We start from the raw sequence: 23,535 nt of genomic DNA on the forward strand, positions 1-23,535 counted from the left end.
AACCGTCAGACCGCGGACCGGTCGCCCGTCGGTTCCGCCGTCGGACCGGCCGGGCGGCCGGCGTCGGCCAGGGGCGCCTCCCGGACGAACCACATCATCACCAGGCCGATGAGCACCACCGCGACGATGCCGAGGGTGCCCCAGATGGTCGCGCCCGTCACGGCGATGGTGATCGTCCACAGGGCGCTCGACATCCAGGACGTGGCGCGGCCGGTCGTGGCGTAGAGGCCGAAGATCTCGGACTCCTTGCCTGCGGGCGTCACGCGGGCGAGGTAGGACCGGGACGCCGCCTGCGCAGGGCCGACGCACGCGGAGAGGATCAGGCCGCCCACCCAGTAGACGACGGGTCCGAGGTCGCGCAGGAACACGACGCCGAGCCCGGCCACGACGATGACGCCGAGCGTGCCCAGGATGACGGAGCGCGGGCCGAAGCGGTCGTCGGCGAACCCCACGAGGACCGTGCTCGCCCCGGCCACGAGGTTGGCGGCGATGCCGAAGACGATGACCTGGTCGGCGGAGAACCCGAAGCTGACGCCGCCGATGATCGCGCCGAACGCGAAGACGCCGCTCAGGCCGTCGCGGTACACGGCGCTGGCCAGCAGGAACCAGAAGGTGCGGCGCGAGGTGTGCCACAGGGCCTTGATGTCGCGGTACAGCACGCCGTAGCTGGCGAAGAACCCGACGGTGGCGCGGCCCTTGGTGGGCGGGAGCTCCGGTACGAAGGCCAGGATCGGCCAGGCGAACGCCAGCGCCCAGAGCGCGCAGCCCACGGCGATCACGCGGAAGGCGAGGCCGTTGTCGGTGGGCATGCCCCACCACTCGGCGCCGTTGGCGATCACCACGAACAGGAGCGCCAGGATGCCGCCGACGTAGCCGAGCCCCCAGCCGAGCCCGGACACCTTGCCGACGGTCTTCGGCGTGGCGACGGAGACCATCATGGCGTTGTAGTTCACGCCGGCGATCTCGTTGAGCACGCTGCCCAGGCCGATCAGCGCGGCGCCGAGCACGAAGTAGGCCGGGTCGGCCTCGACGAACCACAGCGCGAGCATGCACAGGACCATGCCCGCCGTCCCGCCGGCGAGCCACGCCTTGCGCCGTCCGGTGGCGTCGGCGCGCTGCCCGAGCACGGGCGCAAGGAAGAGGATGAGCAGACCCGCGAGGGTGTTCCACAGGCCCACCCCGCTGCTCAGCTCGGCGAGGCCGTGCTGGTAGGCGGGGTCGTCCTCGCCCAGCGCCACGACGGCCGGGTCGAGGAACGACTCCGTGGTCAGGTACAGCGCGGTGAAGACGAACGTGAGGATCACCGTGTTGAACGGCTGGGTACCCCAGTCCCACAGCGCCCAGGAGATCACCTGGCGGCGCGGGATCCGCGCCCCCTCCTGCAGCTCGAGGCCCATCTTCGGGGGCTTCGGGGTCTCGCCGGCAGAGTGCGCCTGCGAGTCGGGTCCGGGAAAGGCGTCGGTCATGGCCGCAGTCTGCCCGGGCAGCGTGAACCGTGGGTGCTGGAGCGGTCACGATCTCATACCGACCCGCAGGTCAGACACGAGTCCACCTGTCAGACGTACAGATCCCCCGGGTGACCTGTACGTCTGACACCGGGCGGGTGGGGGGTCGCGCGGGCTCTCACAGCGCGAGGTTGTGCCGCCCGATCTGCTCGACCCCGGACACGCCCGCGAGCGCCATGGTCAGGTCGAGCTCGGCGAGCACGTGCTCGGCGACGGCGCGGACGCCGTCGGCCCCGGCCAGGGCGAGGCCGTAGACCCAGGGGCGGCCCAGGAGGACGGCGTCGGCGCCGAGGGCGAGGGCGGTGAAGACGTCGGCGCCGGTGCGGATGCCGGAGTCGAAGAGGACGGGAACCTCGGCGTCCGCCCCCGAACCGGACGCCCCCGTCCACTCCCGCACGGCGTCGACCACGGGGCCGAGGGCGTCGATCGAGGCGATCGCGTTGTCGACCTGGCGGCCGCCGTGGTTGGACACGATGATGCCGGCGGCGCCGTGGTCGAGGGCGGCGCGGGCGTCGTCGGGGTGCTGGATGCCCTTGACCAGGATGGGCAGGGTGGTGCGTGCGCGCAGCCAGGCGAGGTCGGCCCACGTGAGGGTGGAGCGGGAGAAGACGTCGAGGAAGGTCTCGACGGCGGCGCGGGCGTGTGGCTGGGCCAGGTTCCGCAGGGTGGGGCCGGGGTGGTGGCGCGCCATGGACAGCAGGGAGCGGACGGCGGCGGGCGTGGGCCGCTCCGAGGTCGCCTGCTCCCCCGTGGATTCCTCCGCCGACGCCGCGGCCCCCGCCTGCACCCGGGCCTCGACGAGCCCGCGGAAGACCGGGTCGCTGAGGTACTGGGCGATGCCCTCGGCGCGGGCGAACGGCAGGTAGCCCAGGTCGAGGTCGGCGGTGCGCCAGCCGAGCACGTGGGTGTCGACGGTGACGACGATCGCCTCGCAGCCGCTGGCCTCGGCGCGGGACACGAAGGACTCGACCAGCGCGTCGTCGGACGACCAGTAGAGCTGGAACCAGCGCGGGCTGTCGCCGAGGTCGGCGGCGGTCTGCTCCATGGGCGTGGAGGCCTGGGACGAGACGACGACGGGCAGGCCGAGGTCGCGGGCGGCGCGGGACAGGGCGGGCTCCGCGTTGCCCGGCGCCGCGGCCCGGCCGCCGCGCTGGTGCTGCACGGCGAGCTCCAGCGCGCCGACCGGGGCGAACAGCACGGGGGCGGGCAGTTCGCGGCCGAGCAGGGTGGTGCGCAGCGACCGTTCGCCGACGTCGACCAGCTGGCGCGGCACGATGCGGTACCGGCCGAACGCCTCCCGGTTGGCCACCACGGTGCGCTGCGCGCCGGCGCCGCCGGCCACGTACGACCAGCCGGTGCGGGTCATGCGGCGGCGGGCGGTGTTGGCGAGCGCGTCGGGGCTGGTCGGCACGACCGGGCGGCGGCCGTAGACGCCGGCGCGGTAGATCGCGGACTGGACGGTCCGGCCGAGATTGATCCGGCCCGCACCGCTCTCACCGGCACCGCCCTGACCGGCACCGCCCTGTCCCGCACCGCTCTGACCTGTACCGCTCTGACCTGTACCGCTCTGACCTGTACTGATCCCACCGTTAGTAGGCATGTCGGACATCCTGCCATGTGGTGGACAGCACGGCAGTTGGCGGCAGCCGCCGCCGAGCGCCTACCGTCGGGCGGCCTCTTCCCCCGCCGGGGCCGGGACCGTCAGGGGCAGGCCCGCGAGGTCCTCGACCTGGGCCCACACGCGCGCGGCGAGGTCGCCCTCGGGCGTCGCGGTGCGGGCGGTCGGCTCCACGAGCACCGGCGCTCCCCGCAGCGATCCGGAAGGTGCGTAGTACTGGCCGTTGCGCGCGTCCGGGTCGGTCAGGGCGCGCACCGCCGACCACGCGGCGCCGTCCTTGCCCTGGGCCCACGGCGTGTACGGGTTGGGACGGTAGGTCGTGGTCGCGTCCCGGATACCGGCGCGGTGCGGCGTGCGGGCGTCGACGCCGACCCCCGGCCGGGTGACGAGCGAGGCGACCGGTGTCCCCGCTGCCTCCAGGCGGCGGGCGAGCTCGAACGCGAGCACCTCGGTCACCGTCTTCGCCTTGGTGTAGGCGGCCACGCCTGTGAACGGGACCCGGGCGACGTCGTCGACGGCCATCGGGAACTGGGCGACGAAGCCCGTGGAGGTGTGCACCACCCGGGACGGCACGCCGAGCCGTTCGCCGGTGGCCGCGAGGGCCGGGAGGACGCCGGCCAGGAGCGCCGCGCTCGCGACGGTGTGGGTGCCGAGCAGCATCGGGAGGCCGTCGGCGGTGCGCGCGCGGCGCTTCATGTCCATGGTTCCGCCGTTCAGCAGCAGGCCGTCGATGCGGGGCAGCGCGGAGATCCGCTCGGCGGCGTCCGCCACGGAGGCGAGGGAGGCAAGGTCGATCACGACGGTGTCGAGCCGCGCGCCCGGCACCTCCCGCTCGATGGCGGCGACGGCGGTCGCGAGCTTGGTCGCCGACCGGGACGCGAGCACGACGTGCGCGCCGGCGGCGGCGAGCTGCTCGGCGGCGAAGTAGCCGATGCCGGCGGTGGCGCCGGTCACGACGTGCGTGCGGCCGGTCTGGTCGGGCAGGCGGGCGGGGTCCCAGCCCGTGGCGGGCACGGGGACGGCGGGCACAGGGGCGGGCACAGGAGTAGCGGGCACAGGGGTGGTCATGGGGTCCTCGGTCTCTGCTCTGCGGGCTCGGCGGCCCATCCGGATTAACTATCCATTTGAGCGTAGCACCCGAAACGGATTCTCCATCCGCTTCTGCGGTAGGCTCACCCCATGCCCGTTCTCCGGTCCGACGCCGCCCGCAGCCGCGCGCGCATCCTCGACGTGGCCCGGCGCCACGACCCCGGTGCCCTGCGCTTCAACGACCTGGCCCGGGAGGCCGGGGTCGGGGTCGGCACGGTCTACCGCCACTTCCCCACCACCCATGCCCTGGTCGAGGCGCTCACCCTGGACACGCTCGAGCGGCTGCGCGTGCTGGTGCGCGCCGCGCTCGCCGAGTCCGACGCGGGCACGGCGATCGCGGACCTGCTGCGCGCCGCGCTCGACCTGCAGCTCGAGGAGGGCGGGCTGCAGCCGGTGCTGCTGTCGGCCGAGGACGAGTCCGACGAGGTGCACGAGGCCAAGCAGGAGATCCTGGGCGGCTTCGAGCAGATCCTGGTCCGCGCCCGCGCCGCCGGCGTCGTCCGGCCGGACCTGTCCACCGAGCAGGTCGAGCACCTGGTGTGCGGGATGGAGCACGCCGTACGGCTGGGCGCGTCGTCGGACCGCGAGCCGTACCTGGAGATCCTGCTGGCGGGGCTGCGGCCCGTGTGATCGTGCCCGCCTGACCTGCGACCGGACGCGCCGACTACGCCCGGCAGCATACGATCCGCAGGTGCCTGGTTCCCCGGAAGACGCGCTCGACTGGCGCACCGACCACCTGCTCGGCGAGCCGTTCCAGGAGGCGGCGCTCGGGCCCGCCACCCTGGTGCGCTACCCGCACCCGACGGACCGGCCGCCGCCGCGGGCGGCCGTGATCCACGTGCACGGGTACAACGACTACTTCTTCCAGGAGCACCTGGCCCGCACCTTCACGGCGGCCGGCTACGCGTTCTACGCCGTCGACCTGCGGGCCGCCGGGCGGTCCCTGCAGCCCGACCAGATCCCGCACTTCGTGCTCGACCTGCGCGAGCAGGCGACGGACATCGCGGCGGCCGCCCGCACGGTGCGCGGGCTGGAGCCCGGGCTGCCGCTCGTGGTGCACGCCCACTCCACGGGCGGGCTCACGGCGTCCCTGTGGGCCCACGCGCACCGCAACGCCGCCGGGGCCGACGCCGGTCCCGACGCGCTGGTGCTGAACTCGCCGTTCCTCGACCTGCGGGCGCCGTACTGGCAGCGCACCGTCGGGACGCGGTTCCTGGACACGGTCGGGCGGCTGGCGACCACGGCGATCATCAGCGACGGGCCCTCCCGGTACGCCGAGCACCTGCTCGCCGCGAACGGCGGGCGGTGGGAGTTCGACACCACCCTCAAGCGCCCCGAGGGCGTGCCCGGGCGTGTCGGCTGGTTCGTCGCGATCCGGCGCGGGCAGGCGCGCGTGGCCGCCGGGCTGGAGATCGCGAGCCCCGTGCTACTCGCGCGGTCGGACTCCTCCGGTCCTGACTCGCTCGACAACCCGCTGCTCGACGCGCAGGACACCGTGCTCGACGTGAAGCAGATGGCGGCGCTCGCCCCGGACCTCGGCCAGGACGTCACCGAGCTGGTCGTGCCAGGTGCCGTGCACGACCTGTCGCTGTCGGCACGGGGGCCGCGCGAGGCGTACCTCGACGGCATGTTGAAATGGACCCAGAGCAGCATCGACGGACATATCGACGAACCGATCGACTGACACAGCGTCGAGATCGGCACCACTACGTGAGGGACGAGCCAGTGACCTATTTCGAGGGGCCGTTCCAAGCCCTCGCCCACCGCGGTTTCGCGCACGCCTCGGCCGGAACCGAGGGGCTGGAGAACTCGCTGGCGGCGTTCGGCGCCGCCGTCGACCTCGGCTACAGGTACGTGGAGACGGACGCGCACGGGACGGTCGACGGCGTGGCCGTCGCGCTGCACGACGAGTCGCTGGACCGCACCACCGACGGCACCGGCCTCGTGGCCGAGCTGCCGTGGTCCGAGGTGAGCGAGGCCCGCATCGGCGGCGTGGAGCCCGTGCCGCTGCTCGAGGACCTGCTGGCCGGCTGGCCCGAGCTGCGGGTCAACATCGACGTCAAGCACAGCTCCGGCGTCGGCCCGGTCGCGCGGGCCATCGAGAGGACGGCGTCCTGGGACCGGGTCTGCGTCACCTCGTTCGAGGTGGCCCGGCGCCGGGCCACGCTCACCAAGCTGTCGCACCCGGTGGCGACGTCGGCCGGGCGCCGGGAGATCGCCAGCTTCCTGACCGGGGTGCGCCTGCGCCTGCCGGCCCTGTCCCGGCGTGCGCTGCGCGACGCCGACGCGCTGCAGGTCCCGGTGCGCGAGGGCTCCGTCACGGTCGTGGACCGCGCGTCCGTCGCGGCGGCGCACGCGCTCGGCAAGAAGGTGCACGTCTGGACCGTCAACGAGCCGGACGAGATGAACCAGCTCATCGACGACGGCGTGGACGGCCTGATCACCGACCGCGCCGACCTGCTCAAGGACGTGCTCCTGGAGCGGGGGCTCTGGGGGTAGGCGCGCTCACTCGCAGCCGACGCCGTCGCCGTCCCGGTCCAGGTGCGAGGCGTAGCCCGGGTCGCCCCGGTGCACGGGCGCGGCGCCCGCGGCCCGGGCCGCGTCGCAGTTCTCGTAGTAGGTCGTGCCCGAGGTGTCGTCGGCGGTGTCGGCCGAGCCGCCGGAGCCGCCGGAGCCACCGGACCCGCCGCCCGCCGCGCCCCCGCCCGCGATGCCCGCCGCCTCCGCGGCCTCGACGGCCGCCTCACGGTCCGCGACGTCGGACTCCCGCGAGTCGACCTTGTCCTCCTGCTTCTTGACGGCGGAGGCGCGAGCCCTGACCTCCTTCTGGTCTGCCTTCAGCGCAGTCTGGGCCTCGGCGAGGGCGGCCTGCTCGCTCTCCAGCTCCGCACGCTCCTCCGCGACGACCGCGGCCGCCGCGGAGGCGGACGCCGCAGCCGACGCCGCCGCTGACGCCTCGGCCTCGGCGTTCGGAGAACCGCCCTGACCGTTGTCGCCGCCCCCGCCGACGCCGATGCCGACGCCGAAGAAGAAGGCCACGACTGCCGTCGCCAGCCAGCCGACCACCCGCCACGGGTGACGGGTACGGGGCGGGGCGGCCTCCTCGTCGGGGACGGCGACCGCGACCGCGTCCGTGCCGATCAGCGCCGTGTCCGGGACATCGACCCACAGCCGCCAGCCGGCGGGCACCGACCAGTCAGGGTTGGGCTGCCAGTCGGGATCCGGGTTCCAGTCCGTGGGCGGGACCGGCCAGCCGGGCGGGGGGTTGTAGATCCTGCGCATGACGGGGCACCTTCCGGTCGGCACGCGGCCGCACCGCGCACGCTGTCCGCCCCTGCCCTTCGACCGTAGGCACCGGACGTCCCGGATTGCATAGAAAATAGGACAAGATCACCCAGTTATCCCCCACCCGGGCCGACGACGACGCGGGCCGGGCGGGGCAGCGCCGGGCGGGGCAGCGCCGACCGCCGCGACGCCGGCGCTGCTCCCGAGACGGACGTCGTCCTAGTCGCCGCCGCCACCGCCGCCCGAGTCGCCGCCACCGCCGCCGGAGTCACCGCCCGACCAGCCGCCGGAGTCGCCCCCGCCGAACCAGCCACCGCCGCCGCCGGAGTCACCGTCCGAGCCGCTGCCGCCGCTGCCGCCGCCGCCGTCCGAGCCCGTCCAGGTCGGGTCGCCGTCCCAGGACCTGCCGCCGGTCCAGCCGTCGCCGCCGGCCCACACAGCGCTCGACGCCGCCGCACCGGACACTGCGGCACCCGACGAACCTGCGCTCGAGGATCCCTGGTTCGAGGATCCCGGGTTCGAGGATCCGGCGTCCGACGAGCCGCCGTGCTCCGTCGCGGACGGCGACGGGTCCGGGTCGCCGGGCCGGTCGTCGCCCCGCCCGCGGTCGTCGCCCCGCCCGCGGTCGTCGCCTCGCCCGCGGTCCTCGCCGTGGAGGCCGGGGACCACGACCGCCGGGACCACGGCGCTGTCATCGGAGGTACCGACCACCGTCGTGTCGGAGGACCGTCGCGCACGGGACCGGGGCTGGGCAGCAGCTGCCCCGAGCCGGGAGGAGAACGCCCACAGCGTGCGGCCGTCGGCCAGGAGCAGCCGCGCCGGGCCCTCGGCGGTGTCCCCGGCGAAGAACTCGACCGTCACCCAGCCGGGACCCATGGTCTGGGCAGGCGCACCCGGCGCGAACAGGAGGTGCAGGTACTGCCGGCTGCCGCCGTGCTCGACCACGACCGTCCGCATGGGCCGGCCCGAGACCGTCCGCTCCACGGCGACGGCCTCGCCACGGAGCGTCAGCGACACCGCCCCGCGCCCGGCCCGGGACCAGGCGCTCCGGTTGCGGGACCAGCGGCGAGCCCTCGTAGCGAAGATCAACAGCACGATCACGGCGACGATCACCGCCACGACGAGGAACGGCGTCGACATGCCGAACCTCTCGCCGGACGAGAACGGGCCCGCGAAGAGGACCAGGAAGCCGAGGAGGAACAGCGGCGGGAAGAACAGCCGGAACGCGCCCTGCGCACCGGCCTTGCGTGCGGCCCGGAAGCCGGGATCGGAGGTCATGTGCTGAGGCTAATGTCCGCTTCGTTCCCGCGCTGCGATTCTCGCTGCCCTTTGAGGCCTAAGTTTCTTCGCTTTGGGCTACGTCAAAGCGAAGAAACTTAGGCCTCAAAGGGGACGGCTCGAGCCGAGGGCGCGGCTCAGCCCAGGGTCAGCGTGACCGGGGTGCCCGGGCCCCTGGTCGGCGGCTCCTTGGACACCTCGGCGTAGGCAGCGGCCAGCAGCGTCGGGTCGGGGCCCTCCAGGCGCACGGGCTTGGCGACGTCGTCGAGCACCACGAACCGCAGCAGGTCGCCGCGGGACTTCTTGTCGCGGCGCATCGCGGCCAGGAGCTGGTCCCAGCGGTCGCCGCGGTAGTGCACGGGCAGCCCCAGCGAGTCGAGGATCGACCGGTGCCGGTCGGCGACGTCGTCGGGCAGCTTGCCCGCCATCCGGGCGAGCTCCGCGGCGAAGATCATGCCGACGCTGACAGCGGCGCCGTGGCGCCACTGGTAGCGCTCGACGAGCTCGATCGCGTGCCCCAGCGTGTGCCCGTAGTTGAGGATCTCGCGCAAGCCGGCCTCCTTGAGGTCCTCGCCCACGACCTCGGCCTTGACCCGGACCGACCGCTCGACGAGCTCGGCCACGACGGCCCAGGTCCCGTCGGTGGTGGCCGGGCCGGCCCAGTTCCGCAGCTCGTCGACGTGCGCCTCGACCAGGTCGAGGATCACCGGGTCGGCGATGAAGCCGGTCTTGACCACCTCGGCCAGGCCCGCCACGAGGTCCCACTTGTCGAGCGACCCGAGCGCCGCCAGGTCGCACAGCACGCCGGCCGGCGGGTGGAACGCGCCCACGAGGTTCTTGCCCTCGGACGTGTTGATGCCCGTCTTGCCGCCCACGGCGGCGTCGACCATCGCGAGGAGCGTGGTCGGCACGTGCACCACGCGGATGCCGCGCAGCCAGGTCGCCGCCACGAACCCGGCGAGGTCGGTGGTCGCTCCCCCGCCGACGCCGACGATCGCGTCCGAGCGCGTGAAGTCGAGCTGGCCCAGCAGGCCCCAGAGGAAGGCCGCGACCTGCGGCGTCTTGGCCGACTCGGCGTCCGGCACCTCCGCGACGTAGGCCTCGTAGCCGGAGGCCTTGAGGTCCTCGGCGATCGCGTCCGCCGTCGCCGACAGCGCGGCCGGGTGGATCACCATGACCTTGGCGGCCTCGCCCACCAGGCCCGGCAGCTCGGCCAGCAGGTGCCGGCCGATGACGACGTCGTAGGGCGCCTCTCCCCGGACGGTGATCCGGGTGGGGGCGCTGTCCGTGCTCACGAGATGCTCTCCTCGGTCTTGTTCTCGGGCGGGTTGTGTTCCTCCGCCCGCTTCGGGTCCACGAGCTCGGGGACGCGCAGCTCCAGGCCGAGCGCCTCGATGATCTCCGCCGCGACCTGCTCGCCGGGCCGGTCGCTCGAGACGATCGTCAGTGTCGCGAGCCGCTCGTAGGTAGGCCGCCGCTCGTTCATCAGCTTCTGCCACTGCGCCCGCGGGTTGCCCAGCAGCAGCGGCCGGGCCTGGTTCATGCCGACGCGCTGCGCGGCGATCGCCAGCGGCACGTCGAGGAAGACGACGTGCCCGCCGGCGGCCGCGTACCGCGTGAGGGCCGCCTGGGTCGTCAGGCTCATGACGGCGCCGCCGCCGAGCGACACGACGCCGTCGTGCTCGGTCAGCGCGGCGAGCACCGCCGCCGACTCCAGCTCGCGGAAGTGCGGCTCGCCGTCGTCCACGAAGATCTCGCTGACGGGCTTGCCCGCGTGCGCCTCGATGTCGGCGTCCGTGTCGCGGATGGTGACGCCGAGCCCGGCGGCCAGCGTGCGGCCCACCTTCGACTTGCCGGAACCAGGCGGCCCGATCATGACGGCGACCGGACGGGTCGCGCCCGCCGAACCCGCCGAACCCATCGAGCCGGTCGTGCCCGTCACTGCAGCAGCTCCGGGATGGCGGCCACGTACGAGTCCAGGTTGCGGCGCACCTCGGCGACGGAGTCGCCGCCGAACTTCTCGACGGCGGCCTCGGCCAGGGTGAGCGCGACCATCGCCTCGGCGACGACGGCGGCCGGCGGCACGGCGCACACGTCGGACCGCTGGTGGTGGGCCGTGACCGGCTCGCCCGTGGCGGTGTCGACGGTCGGCAGTGCGCGGGGCACGGTCGAGATGGGCTTCATCGCGGCGCGCACGCGCACGATCTCGCCGTTCGACATGCCGCCCTCGATGCCGCCCGCACGGTTGGTGGTGCGCTCGATGCCGGGGCGCCCGTCGGGCGCGGTGCCGCGGACGATCTCGTCGTGCGCGGCGCTGCCGCGGCGGCGGGCCGTGCGGAAGCCGTCGCCGACCTCGACGCCCTTGATCGCCTGGATGCCCATCAGGGCCGCGGCCAGGCGCGCGTCGAGGCGGCGGTCGCCCTGCACGTAGGTGCCCAGGCCGGACGGCACGCCGTAGGCCAGCACCTCGACCACGCCGCCGAGGGTGTCGCCGTCCTTCTTGGCCAGGTCGATCTCCTCGACCATCAGCTTGGACGACGCCGCGTCGAAGCAGCGCACGGGGTCGGCGTCGAGCGCGGCGACGTCGTCGGGCGTGGGCAGCGCGGCGTCGTCGGGCGCCTCGGCCTCGCCGATCGCGACGACGTGCGACACCAGGCGGATGCCGAGGGCCTGCTCGAGGAACTTCGCGGCGGCCACGCCGAGCGCCACCCGGGCCGCGGTCTCGCGCGCGGAGGCACGCTCCAGCACGGGCCGCGCGTCCTCGAAGCCGTACTTGCGCATGCCGATCAGGTCGGCGTGGCCGGGACGCGGTCGGGTCAGCGGCCGGTTGCGGGCCACCTCGCGCTCGTCGCCGGTGCCGGCGTCGACCAGGAGCGCGTCGGCGGGCACCGGGTCGGCCGACATGACGTCGGTCCACTTGGGCCACTCCGTGTTCGCGATCTCGATCGCGAGCGGACCGCCCTGCGTGAGGCCGTGGCGCAGCCCGCCGAGCACCCGCACCTGGTCCTGCTCGAACTTCATCCGGGCACCGCGGCCATAGCCGAGGCGGCGGCGCGCGAGCGCCCCCTGGATGTCGGACGTGGTCAGCTCCACCCCGGCGGGCAGACCCTCCATCACGCCCACGAGAGCAGGACCGTGCGACTCACCCGATGTCAACCAACGCAGCATGGTCGGATTGTTTCACGCGCGTGACGAGGTCGGCGCACCGGTCCGGTGGGCGACACACCGAAGGTCGCACCGCTCGGGCTTCGGCGTGTCGCGCGGGGTGAACATGGTGCCCCGGAGGGGGTAACGGAGAGTGCACGATGTGCACTCTCCGTTACCCCCTCGGGAGCACAGGTCTTGCCCCGACGGGCCGGACGGCTCAGGCGGCCGGGACGGCCAGCGCGGCCTGGAGCGCCTGGTCCATGGCCGCCAGCGGCGCCGGCTGCCCCGTCATGAGGCGCACCTGCTCGGCGGCCTGGTGCAGCAGCATGCGCTCGCCGCCGACGGCGTGCGCCCCGAGCGCCGTCCACGCGGACTGCAGGGCCGTGGGCCGGGGGTCGTAGACGACGTCGAGCAGCACGCCGCGCGGCGCGCCGGACCCGTCGGCCGTGATACCCCCGGCGGCCGCGCCGTCAGCCCCCGGCACGCCGTCCGTCAGCAGCTTGGCCCAGACGTCGGCGGCGTACTTCGGCGTCGTGGAGACGACGGCGTCCGCGCTCACCAGCGCCGACGTCGTCGCCGCGTCGTCGAACACCTCGAACGACGGGCTGACGCCCATCCGGGCGACGGCCTCGCGCAGCGGGCCGATGCGGTCCAGGGAGCGGACGAAGACCCGCGCCGAGGCGCAGCCGAGCTCCGCCAGCGCGGCCAGGGCCGACGCCGCCGTCGCTCCCCCGCCGAGCACCACGGCGTCGGCGACCGGGCGCCCGCCCGGGCCCGTCCCCAGCCCCTCGCGCAGGGCCGCGACGATGCCGTGGACGTCCGTGTTCGTGCCGGTGGTGGTGACCGTGCCGCCGACCGCCGTGAACAGCACCGTGTTCACGGCCCCGACCGCCGCGGCGAGGGGCTCCACATGGTCGAGCAGCGGGAAGACGGCCTGCTTGAGCGGCATGGTCAGGCTCAGACCCGCCCACTCGCGACCGAGCCCGCCCAGGAAGCCCGCCAGGGTCTCCTCGGTGACGTCGTGCACCCCGTAGTCCCAGCCCTCAAGGCCGAGCGCCCGGTAGGCGGCGCCGTGCAGCACCGGGGACAGGGAGTGCGCGACGGGGTGGCCGAGCACGGCGGCCCTGCGCGGAGCGGGGGTGGTGAGGGTGCTAGGGGTGGTGCTCATGCTCAGTAGCCGTTCTCCGCTGCCCAGGCCTGGTACTCGTCCTTGAAGGCCAGGAACTCGTCGTAGTCGTCCGTGAACTTGGTCTCCTGGGACTCCAGGTTGACCGTGACGTACCAGATCCACGGACCCTCCGGCGGGTTCATGACCGCCTCGACCGAGGCGTTGCTCGGCGCGCCGATCGCGGTCGGCGGCAGACCGGCGACCACCCGGGAGGCGTACGGGAACGACTTGTCCCGGAACTCCTCGGTGGTGATGAGGTGGGACGGCTTGTTGCGGCCGTAGGAGTCGATGGCGTCCAGGCCGAGCGGCTCGTTGGCGGCCAGGCGGTTGTCGATCACCCGGGCGACCTCGCCGCGGTACTTGTCCGGCGCCTCGCGCTCGACCAGCGACGCCTTGATGATCAGGTCGTTGCGCTGCTCGGTCGGCACCTCGAGGGCGTCGAGCTCCTCGATCGTCAGGGCGACCATCTGCTTGAGGACGTCGGCGGCGCTGGTGGACTCCGGCTTGGCGTCGTACGTGCTGGCCGCCAGCCAGCCCTCCAGCTCGCCCTTGGCCTCCGCGGGCAGACCGAGCGCCTTCGTGTTCGCGAGGGCCGCGTCGACGTCGGCCTCGGGCCAGCCCTGCTCGACCATCGTGTCCTTGATCTGCGCCACCGTGTAGCCCTCGACGACGGTCAGGCCGCCCCGCTTGACTTCGTTCGCCGCGAGCAGCGCCACGGCCGACTCGGCGCTCATCTGCAGCTTCATGGTGTGCGTTCCCGGCTGGATGCCCGCGGCGTCCGGGTTGGCGTTGAAGGCGCGCACGAACGCCTCGGCGCTCGCCACCACGTCGGCCTCCGCCAGCTCCGCGCCGATCGTGTACCCGTTGGCGGCCTCGGGGACGTCGATGTCGACCGGCTCGCCGCCCGTGCCCTCGTAGTCCGCCGCAGCGAGCGGGGTCTTGATGCCGAACAGGTAGCCGTCGTTCTTCACCGTCCACGCACCGAGCGCGCCGAGGACGACGAGCAACGCCACGACGGCGATGATCACCGTGCGCAGCGAGCCCCGCTGACCGCCGCCGCGCCCCCCACGGCTGCGTCCGCCACGTCCCCCGCTGCTCCGTCCCCCGCTGCTCCGCCGCCCCCTGCGGTGCTGCCCGTCGCGGTCCCCCCGGCCTCCGCGTCGGCCGCTGGCGTGCCTCGGTGGCCCCTGATAGTCCACTCCGGGAAGGGCCTCGGTCACGCTCGCTCCATCCTCTACGGTGCGCGGATCACTGGCCGATCCACACTGGTCACCTACCGGGAACACGACTATGCAACCAGAATTCAGCCACATGTCACGATCGCATCACAGCCCGGGTGCGGCGAACGCTACCCCGATCTGCACATTCCCGGCCAACTCCCGGGATTAGTCACCCTCAGCTGTTGGCGGCCTGCCAGTCGCGGAGCTCCTGCTGGTAGGCGAGGTGCTGCTCGTAGGTCTCGGAGAACTTGGTCTCGCCCGTGTCGAGGTTGACCGTGATCCAGTACTTCCAGTCGCCCGGGGTCGGGTTCAGCACGGCGTCGATCGAGGTTTCGCCCGGGGTCGCGATCGGGCCCGGCGGGAGACCCGTGTGCTGGTAGGTGTTGTACTTGTTCTTCCCGTTGGCGAGGTCCTTCTTGGTCAGCTCGGTACCGGGCTTGCCGGCCCCGTAGGCGACCGCGGCGTCGATCTGCAGGATCATGCCGTCCTCGAGCCGGTTCTCGATCGCCCGGGCGATCTTCGGCTTGTCCTCGGCGTGCAGGCCCTCCCGCTCGACCAGCGAGGCCTTGGTCAGCACGGTCTGCCAGCCGCCGGTGGGGATGTCCTTCTTCCGCAGGGCCTGCTCGGTGCGGTCGACCATCTGCGTGAGCAGCCCGACGGCGGTGTCCTTGTCCGGCTTGAGCTCGTACGTGCCGGCGGAGAGCCAGCCCTCGGCGTTGCCGCCGGCCTGCTTCGGCAGGCCGAACTCGGACGGCTTGCCCAGCGCGGCCTCGAAGTCCTCGGCGGGCACGCCCGTGACCTGCACCGCGCGCTCGACGATCTGCTTGACCGTGTAGCCCTCGGGGATGGTGAGCTGGAGGTCCACCCGCTCGCTCTTGACGAGCAGCGCGACGGCGTCCTTCGCGGGCATCTCCTCGAGCATGTTGTAGGTGCCCGGCCGGATCGACACGGAGTCCGGGTTCGCCTCGAAAGCCGCCTTGAAGGCCGACACGCTGGCGACCACGCCCGCCTCGTACAGCTGCTGGCCCATGACCGTGCCGGTCGCGCCCTCGGGGATCTCGACGTCGACCTGGTCGCCGCCCGGTCCCGGGAAGTCCTTGGACTCCAGCGGGTTGGTCAGGCCGGTCAGGGAGTCGAGGTTGGTCCAGATCGCGTAACCGGATCCGCCGACCAGCACGAGGGCGACGAGCAGCACGACCAGCGCGCGGCCACGCCGGTTCCGCCGGCGCCGCCGCTGCGCCCGCCGGTCCGATCGCGGCCCGGGGAACGAGGGATCTGCCTGGGGGCGCGGGGGCGCCGTGAAGAGGTCCGTCACCGGAGACTCACTGTCCTTCGTCGGGGGGTGTAGGGGGGTGGCGCTACGGTCGGTCGTGCGTGTCGTGCACGGTCTCCACCACGACGAGCTCGCCGGCGCGCTCCCCCTTCGCCCGCTCCGCGTCGAGTGCAGATTGCAGAATGATAACGGCTGCTGCCTGATCGATCACGGACCTGTGCTTCTTGGTTTTGCGGCCTGCCGCATGGAGGGCCTGGTGTGCCGAGACCGTGGTCATCCGCTCGTCCACGAGGCGCACCGCGGTGTGCTCCCCCGCGGCGGCCAGCGCGACCGTCAGCCGGGCCGCGAACCGGCGGGCGTCGGCGGTGGCCGCGCCCTCCTTGCCGGACAGGTGCCGGGGCAGCCCCACGTAGACGACGGCGGCGAACCGCTCGACCACCTCGTCCACGATCCGCCGCACGTCGGCAGTGGTGCCCGTCGCGCTCTGCGCCTGCTGCTTCGCGCTCGGTGCCCCCTGCTTCCCCGAGCCCGCCAGCACGCGCGGCACGGTCTCCACGGGCGTGGCGACCAGGCCGTCGGGGTCGCTCGCGGCCAGCCCGATCCGGGCCATGCCGACGTCGACCCCGAGCCGGGCCCCCCGTGGGAGGCCCGGCTCGGTACCGGTGTCCGTCATGACGTCAGGCGCCGACGGCGACCAGGCGCACGCCCTCGGCGATGCCCGCGAGGGCCTCGCCGAGCTTGGCGGGGTCGGTGCCGCCGCCCTGGGCCATGTCCGGCTTGCCGCCGCCACCGCCGCCGAGCGTCTGGGCGGCGGTGCGCACCAGGTCGCCGGCCTTGTAGCCGGCCGCACGGGCGGCGGCGTTGGTCACGACCACCACGACCGGGCGGCCGCCCGACACGCCGCCGGCGGCGGCCACGACCGGCTCGGCCTCGCCGAGGCGGCCGCGCACGTCGAGCACGAGGGCGCGCAGGTCGTCGGCCTGGGCCTCGCCGGCGTCGTGCGTGACGACGCGGACGTCGCCCACCCGCGGGGCCTCGGCGGCGAGCTTGCCGGCGACGGCCAGGAGCTGGCCCTGCCGCAGCGTGGCGAGCTCCTTCTCGGCCTCCTTCAGGCGCGTCACGAGCGAGCCGACCCGCTCGTGCAGGTCCTCGGGGCGCGTGTTGAGCAGGCCGGTGAGCTGGCCCACCAGGGCGTGCTCCTTGGCCTGGAAGCCGTAGGCGCCGTCGCCCACCAGGGCGTCGACGCGGCGCACGCCGGAGCCGATCGACGACTCGCCCAGCAGCGTGACCCGGCCGAGCTGGCCGGTCTGCTTGACGTGCGTGCCGGCGCACAGCTCGCGCGACCAGTCGCCGCCGATCGAGACCACGCGGACGACGTCGCCGTACTTCTCGCCGAACAGCGCCATGGCGCCGGCCTCGCGGGCCTGGGCGATCGGCATGAGCTGGTCGGTGACCTCGAGGTTGTCGGCGAGGCGCACGTTGACGCGCTCCTCGATCTCCGTCAGGGCGGACGCCGAGACGGCCGACGGCGAGCGGAAGTCGAACCGGATGCGGCTCGGGGCGTTCTCCGAGCCGGCCTGGGTGCGGTCCGGGCCGACGAGCTCGTGCAGCGCCTTGTGGATCATGTGCGTGGCCGAGTGGGCGCGGCTGATGGCCTTGCGACGGGCCGTGTCGATCTGCGCGGTGCCCGGGTCGCCCAGGGCGGCCGTGCCCTCGACCAGGCGGCCGCGGTGCACGTTCAGGCCCTTGATCGGGCGCTGGACGTCGTCGACCTCGATGGTGGCGCCGCTGTCGAGCACGATCGTGCCGTGGTCGGCGAGCTGGCCACCGGCCTCGGCGTAGAACGGCGTGCGGTCCAGGACCACCTCGATCTCGGCCGGGGCGGTGACGGCGGGGACGGGCACGCCGCCGCTGAGCAGGCCCACGACGCGCACGGTGGCGTCGGTCTGCGTGTAGCCGAGGAACTCGACGGGAGCGGTGAGCTCCTTCTCCAGGGCCTCGTAGGCGGCGACGTCGGCCCCGCCGGTGCGCTTGGCGAGCGCGTCGGCGCGGGCGCGCGTGCGCTGCTCCTGCATCAGCGAGCGGAAGGCCTTCTCATCCACCTGGACGCCCTGCTCGGCGGCCATCTCGAGGGTCAGGTCGATCGGGAAGCCGTAGGTGTCGTGCAGCTGGAAGGCGGCCTCGCCGGGCAGCACCAGGTGCTCGCCGCCCTGCTTCTTCAGGCCGGCCACGGCGCTGTCCAGGATCGTGGTGCCCGAGGCCAGCGTGCGGCGGAAGGCCTCCTCCTCGGCGTAGGCGACGGCCGAGATCTGCTCGAAGTTGGTGCCCAGCTCCGGGTAGGAGGGGGCCATCGCGTCCTTGGAGACCGGCAGCAGCGACGGCAGGGCGACGCCGTCGACGCCCAGCAGGCGCATGGCGCGCACGGAACGGCGCAGCAGGCGGCGCAGCACGTAGCCGCGGCCCTCGTTGGAGGGGCGCACGCCGTCGCCGATGATCATCAGCGCGGAGCGGACGTGGTCGGCCACGACGCGCATGCGCACGTCGTCGTCGTGGTTCTCGCCGTACTTCTTGCCGGACAGCTGCTCGGCGGCCTCGATGACGGGGAAGACCTCGTCGATCTCGTACATGTTGTCCTTGCCCTGGAGCAGGAAGGCAACACGCTCGAGGCCCATGCCGGTATCGATGTTCTTCTTGGCGAGCTCGCCGACGATCCGGAAGTCCTCCTTGGACTTCACGTCGTCGATGGCGTACTGCATGAAGACCAGGTTCCAGATCTCGACGAAGCGGTCGCCGCCCTCGTCGATCAGCGGGCCGCCGTCAGGCCCGAAGGCGGGGCCGCGGTCGTAGAAGATCTCCGAGCACGGGCCGGCCGGGCCGGGCTGGCCGGTGGACCAGTAGTTGTCCTTCTTGCCGAGGCCCTGGATGCGCTCGTCGGGCAGGCCGACGATGTCCTTCCACAGCTGGCGGGCCTCGTCGTCCTCGTAGTAGACGGTGACCCACAGCTTGTCGGGGTCGATGCCCAGCTTGCCGTCGTCCAGGGAGCCCGTCAGGAAGTCCCAGGCGAACCGGATGGCGTCGGCCTTGAAGTAGTCGCCGAACGAGAAGTTGCCGTTCATCTGGAAGAACGTGCCGTGCCGCGTCGTCTTGCCGACGTCGTCGATGTCGAGCGTGCGCACGCACTTCTGCACGCTGGTGGCGCGGGTCCACGGCGGGGTCTGCTGGGCCGTCATGTACGGGATGAACGGCACCATGCCCGCGATGGTGAACAGCGTCGACGGGTCCGGGGAGATCAGCGACGCCGACGGCACCACCGCGTGGCCCTGAGCTTCGAAGTAGTCGAGCCAACGCTTGCGGATCTCGGCGGTGCGCATGAGGTCAGTGGTCCTTCTTCTCGGTCGTACTGATGGATCGTGATGATGGGTGCACGAATACTGGTGCGGGACCGTGGTCCGGGCACGTGCCTATTCTGCCGCTGGTAGCGCGGCAGACGGAAACTGAAAGATCGGGCGGTGTCCCGTTACCGCTGGTCGCCCGGAAGCTCGCCGCGCAGGGACGCCATCAGCTGGGCCTCCCGCTCGGCGCGCGCCGTCGCGAAGTCCGACCGGAACGTGTGCGCCATGCGGTTCAGCCGCACGCCGGCGTCGTCCACCGCGGCGGCCGCGCGCTCGCTGACGGCCTCGGGCGTGTACCGGGCGACGATCTGGCGGCCCTTGTGGATCACGACCACGGTGACCGCGACGCCGACGCCGACCCAGAACAGGCGGCGGATCACGCCTCGGCCCCGTTCGTGCCCGCGTCACTGTCGGCGTGCCGGCCGGACCGGCCCTTGGCCTGGCCGAACGCCTGCCGCACGCCGTACGAGAACGCCGCGACCTTGACGAGCGGCTTGCCCAGCGTGGCCGCGTACAGGCCCGTCAGCGCGGACACGTTCTCGCTGACCGAGGCCGCGGAGGTCGTGATCGTGTCGACCTTGACGAGCTGCGTGTTCGCGGAGGCGACGGTGCTCGCGGCCTCGTCGAGGATCGGCACCGAGTGCTCGGTGACGTCCTTGACGCTCAGCCGCGCCTCGTCCAGGAGCTTGCCCAGCTTCCACAACGGGACGGCGAGAAAGCCCACGAGGAGCACGAACGCGATCGCCGCGATCAGTCCCGCCACGTCTCCGAGGTCGCCGAGGGTCATGCGTGAGCTCCTGCCTGAAGGTCCGCGGATGTCCGGCACGGACGTCTCACTGACGACTGCCGGGGGTCGACGATCACCCTATCCCCCTGGCGGCCCCCCTCGCCCGTCGCCCCGCGGTGCGCCGGGTTCCCGTCCCCGGCACGGGAACCTGGCACGGGAGGACCGGCCGGGCGTCGAACGTAGGGTTCGTCGGCTCCTGCGCCTCTATGGAGCGACGAACCCTACGTTCGACGGCGCCTGAGGCGACGCAGCCTACGTTCGACGGGGGCTGGCGTGGCGCAGCGCGGTGTGGCGTCGTGTGCACCTGGCGTGGACGCCCGCTGCTGGAGTACTGGCGCGGCGTAGGAACTGGTACGGCGTAGTGCTGGCACGGCGTCGGAGTACCGGCCCGGCGTCGAACGTAGGGTTCGTCGGCTCCTGCGCCTCTATGGAGCGACGACCCTACGTTCGACGGCGTCGAAGCCGACCAACTCAACGTTCGACGGCGGGCTGGCCTGGTGGGGCGCGGAGCGGCGCCAGGCGCAACTAGCGCGGACGCCCGCCGCTGGAGCACTGGCACGGCGTAGTACTGGCACGGCGTCGGAGTACGCGTACGGCGTCGAACGTAGAGTTCGTCGGCTCCCGCGCGTCTATGGAGCGACGAACCCTACGTTCGACGGCGCCTGCGGCGTCGCGGCGCTGGCGCGCGTGGGCAGCAGGCCGCCGCCGGGGGGTGTGGGGTGCCACCCTCCGGGAAAGCAGACGGCCCCGGCCGCGCCGTGGCGCGGACGGGGCCGTCCGGTACTGCTGAACGAGATCAGCGAGCGTAGAACTCGACGACCATCTGCACGTCGCAGGTCACGGGGACCTCGGCGCGCTTCGGCTGACGGGTCAGCGTGGCGGTCAGCTTCTCGAGCTGGACGTCCAGGTAGCCCGGGAGGGCCGGCAGCACGTCGCGGTGCGCGCCCGCGGCGGCGACCTGGAACGGCACCGTGGTCTGGCTCTTCGGCTTGACCTGGATGGTCTGCCCCGGCTTCACGCGGAACGACGGGCGGTCCACGATCTTGCCGTCCACCAGGATGTGACGGTGGGTCACGTGCTGGCGGGCCTGCAGGATGGTGCGGCCGAAGCCGGCACGCAGCACCACGGAGTCCAGACGGGTCTCCAGGTCCTCGACCATGACCTCACCGGTCAGGCCGGCCTGCTTGCGGGCGTTCTCGTACACCTTGAGAAGCTGCTTCTCGCGAAGCATGTACTGCGCACGCAGACGCTGCTTCTCGCGCAGACGCACCGCGTAGTCCGACTCGGTGCGACGACGGGCACGACCGTGCTCGCCGGGCGGGTACGGACGCTTCTCGAAGTGCTTGACGGCCTTGGGCGTGAGCGCGAGGCCCAGCTTGCGGCTCAGGCGCACCTGACGGCGCGCACGGGTCACAGAAGTCACTGTGATGTCCTGTCCTGTAGATATTGAAGGTCACACCCGGACACGGCTCCCCCACGAGGAGGGAACACACCGGGTGCGGGACCAGCCGATGGAGCGAGGTGCGTGAGCACCGTGCTCGCGGGGCCGAGGTCCCAGGGCGTTGCCATGGGCAACCTGACGATCTTACCGCACGGGGGCGTTCCGGCTCGCCGTGGGGCTGCTCACTTCCCGCCGGCTCCGCTGCTGCCGTCGCTCCCGAGAATCCCCCGGATGCGCTCCAGGCGCTCCCCCACCTGCCGCTCGTACCCGCGGTCGCTGGGGTCGTAGTAGCGCGAGCCGGCGAGCACGTCGGGCAGGTACTGCTGCGGCGCGACGCCGTGCGGCCAGTCGTGCGCGTACCGGTACCCCTCGCCGTGGCCCATCTGCTTGGCCCCGGAGTAGTGCGCGTCGCGCAGGTGCGGCGGAACCGTGCCCACCTTGCCCGCGCGCACGTCCGCCAGGGCGGCGTCCACGCCGAGGTAGGCGGCGTTCGACTTGGGGGCCGTGGCCAGGTGCACCACGGCCTCGGCCAGCACGATGCGCCCCTCGGGCATGCCGATCAGCTGGACGGCCTGGGCCGCGGCGACGGCGGTCTGCAGGGCGGAGGGGTCGGCCATGCCGACGTCCTCGGCCGCGGAGATGACCAGGCGCCGGGCGATGAACCGCGGGTCCTCCCCTGCGGCGACCATGCGGGCCAGGTAGTGCAGCGCGGCGTCGACGTCGGACCCGCGGATGGACTTGATGAACGCCGAGATGACGTCGTAGTGCTGGTCGCCGTCGCGGTCGTAGCGGACGGCGGCGACGTCGACGGCGCGCTCGACGTCGGCCAGGCCGATCAGCGGGGTGGTGCCGTCCGCGCCGGTGGGCGGGTCGTCGTCGGACAGCACCGCGCCCGCGGCGGCCTCGAGGATCGTCAGGGCCTTGCGGGCGTCGCCGCCGGCGAGCCGCAACAGGTGCTCCGTGGCGTCCTCGACGAGCTCGACCGAACCGTCCAGGCCGCGCTCGTCGGTGACGGCCCGCTGCACGAGCCCGCGCACGTCCTCGGTCTCCAGCGGTTTGAGGGTCAGGAGCAGGGAGCGCGACAGGAGCGGCGAGTTGACGGAGAAGCTCGGGTTCTCGGTGGTGGCGGCCACGAGGGTGACCCACCGGTTCTCGACGCTGGGCAGCAGGGCGTCCTGCTGGGACTTGGAGAAGCGGTGCACCTCGTCGACGAACAGCACGGTCTCGTCGCCGCCCGTGGCGAGGCGGCGCCGGGCGTCCTCGACCACCTGGCGCACGTCCTTCACACCGGCGGTGACGGCACTGAGCTCCACGAAGCGGCGCCCCGAGACGGTGGCCACCAGGTAGGCGAGCGTGGTCTTGCCCGTGCCGGGCGGGCCCCAGAGGATGACCGACGACGGCGCGGCGCGGCCGCCCCCGCCGGGTTCGATGAGCCGGCGCAGCGGCGAGCCGGGCACCAGCAGGTGCCCCTGCCCCGCTATCTCGTCGATCGAGGCCGGGCGCATCCGCACGGCGAGGGGCGACGACGCGCGCGCGGTCGGGGTACCCGCGCTGTCGGTCGTCACCGTACTGAAGAGGTCGTCGAACACCGCCCCAGCCTACGGATGCTCACTGACACCCACGTGCCGGGCACCCACGTGCCGGGCACTCACCTGCCGGGCACTACCTGCCGGCCGGGCGCATCCGCGGGCCACGGCTCGTTGGGCTCGCGCGGGTCCTCGGGCAGCAGCGTGCCGACCCAGGCGTCCCGCCGCACCCCGCGCTGCAGCCCGTGCCGGCGCAGGGTGCCCTCGAGCTGGAACCCGAGGCGCCACGCGACGCGGCGGGAGGCCCAGTTGCCGACGTAGGCGACCCAGCTCACCACGGACAGGCCGAGACCCTCGGGGTCCAGCGCCCAGTCGAGCACCAGGCGTGACGCCTCGGTGCACAGCCCCCTGCCGCGCGCGTCCGGCGTCATCCAGAAGCCGAGCTCCCCCGCGCGCTCCTCGGCCGGGGTGCCCTCGTTGGTGAGGCCGACCATGCCGATCAGCGGCCCGTCGGCGTCGCCGGGGGCACGCACGGCCCACGTGTAGACGGAGCCCTTGGCCCAACCCTCGGCCACGTGGTACCCGACGAAGCTCTCGGCGTGCCGCCGCTCGTACGGCACGGGGACCACCGTCCACTCGGCCACCGCGGGGTCCTGGCAGGCCGCCGCGATCGCGTCGACGTCCGCGTACGTGGGGACGGACAGGCGGACGTGCTCCGTGGCCAGGACGAACGGTTCCATCTCTCGATGGTCCCACAGAAATAGGCCCCCACCTGCAGGTTTACAGATCCGTGGCCGACGTCGCGG

The 23,535-nt window shown here is 73.2% G+C and carries 21 protein-coding genes; 3 read left to right on the plus strand and 18 right to left on the minus strand.

Annotation, left to right across the window (positions count from 1 at the left end; genetic code table 11):
• Nucleotides 1-5 precede the first annotated feature (5 nt).
• From H291_RS0112950 to H291_RS0112960, 3 genes are all read right to left on the minus strand, one after another.
• Complete coding sequence (locus H291_RS0112950; protein WP_020015426.1) at nt 6-1,466, minus strand: MFS transporter; 1,461 nt, start codon at nt 1,464-1,466, stop codon at nt 6-8.
• 157 nt (nt 1,467-1,623) lie between these two features.
• Nucleotides 1,624-2,916 carry an alpha-hydroxy-acid oxidizing protein gene (locus H291_RS0112955; RefSeq protein WP_020015427.1) on the minus strand — a complete coding sequence of 431 codons (1,293 nt, stop codon included), beginning with the start codon at nt 2,914-2,916 and terminating at the stop codon, nt 1,624-1,626.
• Nucleotides 2,917-3,165: 249 nt separating this feature from the next.
• Nucleotides 3,166-4,191, minus strand: a complete 1,026-nt coding sequence (locus H291_RS0112960) for an SDR family NAD(P)-dependent oxidoreductase (RefSeq protein ID WP_157236843.1) — start codon at nt 4,189-4,191, stop codon at nt 3,166-3,168.
• A 111-nt stretch (nt 4,192-4,302) separates the two neighbouring features.
• On the opposite strand from H291_RS0112960, the gene H291_RS0112965 reads away from it, so the two are divergent.
• From H291_RS0112965 to H291_RS0112975, 3 genes are all read left to right on the plus strand, one after another.
• Entirely contained in the window at nt 4,303-4,842 is a 540-nt protein-coding gene (locus tag H291_RS0112965; protein WP_020015429.1) for a TetR/AcrR family transcriptional regulator, read from the plus strand.
• A 61-nt stretch (nt 4,843-4,903) separates the two neighbouring features.
• Nucleotides 4,904-5,896, plus strand: a complete 993-nt coding sequence (locus tag H291_RS0112970) for an alpha/beta hydrolase (RefSeq protein ID WP_020015430.1) — start codon at nt 4,904-4,906, stop codon at nt 5,894-5,896.
• Between the two features lie 41 nt (nt 5,897-5,937).
• Nucleotides 5,938-6,711, plus strand: a complete 774-nt coding sequence (locus H291_RS0112975) for a glycerophosphodiester phosphodiesterase (protein WP_020015431.1) — start codon at nt 5,938-5,940, stop codon at nt 6,709-6,711.
• A gap of 6 nt (nt 6,712-6,717) precedes the next feature.
• Here the strand turns inward: H291_RS0112975 and H291_RS34570 are convergent, their stop codons facing one another.
• The 15 genes from H291_RS34570 to H291_RS0113050 all read right to left on the minus strand — a co-directional run bounded on the left by H291_RS34570 (nt 6,718) and on the right by H291_RS0113050 (nt 23,469).
• Complete coding sequence (locus tag H291_RS34570; protein WP_020015432.1) at nt 6,718-7,494, minus strand: excalibur calcium-binding domain-containing protein; 777 nt, start codon at nt 7,492-7,494, stop codon at nt 6,718-6,720.
• A 222-nt stretch (nt 7,495-7,716) separates the two neighbouring features.
• Nucleotides 7,717-8,775 carry a hypothetical protein gene (locus H291_RS32570; protein ID WP_020015433.1) on the minus strand — a complete coding sequence of 353 codons (1,059 nt, stop codon included), beginning with the start codon at nt 8,773-8,775 and terminating at the stop codon, nt 7,717-7,719.
• 137 nt (nt 8,776-8,912) lie between these two features.
• Entirely contained in the window at nt 8,913-10,070 is a 1,158-nt protein-coding gene (aroB, locus tag H291_RS0112990) for a 3-dehydroquinate synthase (protein WP_020015434.1), read from the minus strand.
• Nucleotides 10,067-10,717 carry a shikimate kinase gene (locus H291_RS0112995; RefSeq protein WP_020015435.1) on the minus strand — a complete coding sequence of 217 codons (651 nt, stop codon included), beginning with the start codon at nt 10,715-10,717 and terminating at the stop codon, nt 10,067-10,069. Before H291_RS0112995 ends, aroB begins: the two co-directional genes overlap by 4 nt.
• Nucleotides 10,714-11,943: a chorismate synthase gene (aroC, locus tag H291_RS0113000; protein WP_026365707.1), complete on the minus strand. Its 1,230-nt coding sequence runs from the start codon at nt 11,941-11,943 to the stop codon at nt 10,714-10,716. The genes H291_RS0112995 and aroC overlap by 4 nt, the downstream gene beginning before the upstream one ends.
• A 196-nt stretch (nt 11,944-12,139) precedes the next feature.
• The gene (locus H291_RS0113005; protein ID WP_020015437.1) at nt 12,140-13,090 is read right to left on the minus strand and encodes a shikimate dehydrogenase; all 951 of its coding nucleotides are present in this window, start codon (nt 13,088-13,090) and stop codon (nt 12,140-12,142) included.
• A gap of 2 nt (nt 13,091-13,092) precedes the next feature.
• A complete protein-coding gene (locus H291_RS29940; protein ID WP_198012463.1) occupies nt 13,093-14,103 on the minus strand; it encodes an endolytic transglycosylase MltG in 1,011 nt (336 codons plus the stop codon).
• Nucleotides 14,104-14,485: 382 nt separating this feature from the next.
• On the minus strand, nt 14,486-15,625 hold the full coding sequence (mltG, locus tag H291_RS0113015; RefSeq protein WP_020015439.1) for an endolytic transglycosylase MltG: 1,140 nt from the start codon (nt 15,623-15,625) through the stop codon (nt 14,486-14,488).
• A gap of 43 nt (nt 15,626-15,668) precedes the next feature.
• On the minus strand, nt 15,669-16,256 hold the full coding sequence (gene ruvX / locus H291_RS0113020; protein ID WP_020015440.1) for a Holliday junction resolvase RuvX: 588 nt from the start codon (nt 16,254-16,256) through the stop codon (nt 15,669-15,671).
• Between the two features lie 4 nt (nt 16,257-16,260).
• Nucleotides 16,261-18,954, minus strand: coding sequence for an alanine--tRNA ligase (alaS, locus tag H291_RS0113025; protein WP_020015441.1), 2,694 nt, complete (start codon nt 18,952-18,954; stop codon nt 16,261-16,263).
• A gap of 146 nt (nt 18,955-19,100) precedes the next feature.
• Complete coding sequence (locus H291_RS29945; protein ID WP_020015442.1) at nt 19,101-19,355, minus strand: hypothetical protein; 255 nt, start codon at nt 19,353-19,355, stop codon at nt 19,101-19,103.
• Nucleotides 19,352-19,762: a DUF948 domain-containing protein gene (locus H291_RS0113035; protein ID WP_020015443.1), complete on the minus strand. Its 411-nt coding sequence runs from the start codon at nt 19,760-19,762 to the stop codon at nt 19,352-19,354. Before H291_RS0113035 ends, H291_RS29945 begins: the two co-directional genes overlap by 4 nt.
• 796 nt (nt 19,763-20,558) lie before the next feature.
• Nucleotides 20,559-21,185, minus strand: coding sequence for a 30S ribosomal protein S4 (rpsD, locus tag H291_RS0113040; protein ID WP_020015444.1), 627 nt, complete (start codon nt 21,183-21,185; stop codon nt 20,559-20,561).
• Nucleotides 21,186-21,385: 200 nt separating this feature from the next.
• Nucleotides 21,386-22,792 (minus strand): replication-associated recombination protein A, encoded by a 1,407-nt coding sequence (locus H291_RS0113045; protein WP_020015445.1) that lies wholly within the window; start codon nt 22,790-22,792, stop codon nt 21,386-21,388.
• 59 nt (nt 22,793-22,851) lie between these two features.
• A complete protein-coding gene (locus H291_RS0113050) occupies nt 22,852-23,469 on the minus strand; it encodes a GNAT family N-acetyltransferase (RefSeq protein ID WP_020015446.1) in 618 nt (205 codons plus the stop codon).
• Between the last annotated feature and the right edge of the window lie 66 nt (nt 23,470-23,535).

The sequence above is a fragment of the Promicromonospora sukumoe 327MFSha3.1 genome, from assembly GCF_000385135.1.
In the GTDB taxonomy this organism is placed as follows: Bacteria; Actinomycetota; Actinomycetes; order Actinomycetales; family Cellulomonadaceae; genus Promicromonospora; species Promicromonospora sukumoe_B.

Bases quoted from the DNA above. Each gene is read 5' to 3' on its own strand.
- aroC (WP_026365707.1), bottom strand. From the start codon at position 11,943: ATGCTGCGTTGGTTGACATCGGGTGAGTCGCACGGTCCTGCTCTCGTG.
- H291_RS34570 (WP_020015432.1), bottom strand. From the start codon at position 7,494: ATGCGCAGGATCTACAACCCCCCGCCCGGCTGGCCGGTCCCGCCCACG.
- H291_RS0113050 (WP_020015446.1), bottom strand. From the start codon at position 23,469: ATGGAACCGTTCGTCCTGGCCACGGAGCACGTCCGCCTGTCCGTCCCC.
- alaS (WP_020015441.1), bottom strand. From the start codon at position 18,954: ATGCGCACCGCCGAGATCCGCAAGCGTTGGCTCGACTACTTCGAAGCT.
- H291_RS0112960 (WP_157236843.1), bottom strand. From the start codon at position 4,191: ATGACCACCCCTGTGCCCGCTACTCCTGTGCCCGCCCCTGTGCCCGCC.
- H291_RS0113005 (WP_020015437.1), bottom strand. From the start codon at position 13,090: ATGAGCACCACCCCTAGCACCCTCACCACCCCCGCTCCGCGCAGGGCC.
- H291_RS0112950 (WP_020015426.1), bottom strand. From the start codon at position 1,466: ATGACCGACGCCTTTCCCGGACCCGACTCGCAGGCGCACTCTGCCGGC.
- ruvX (WP_020015440.1), bottom strand. From the start codon at position 16,256: ATGACGGACACCGGTACCGAGCCGGGCCTCCCACGGGGGGCCCGGCTC.
- H291_RS32570 (WP_020015433.1), bottom strand. From the start codon at position 8,775: ATGACCTCCGATCCCGGCTTCCGGGCCGCACGCAAGGCCGGTGCGCAG.
- H291_RS0113035 (WP_020015443.1), bottom strand. From the start codon at position 19,762: ATGACCCTCGGCGACCTCGGAGACGTGGCGGGACTGATCGCGGCGATC.
- H291_RS0112965 (WP_020015429.1), top strand. From the start codon at position 4,303: ATGCCCGTTCTCCGGTCCGACGCCGCCCGCAGCCGCGCGCGCATCCTC.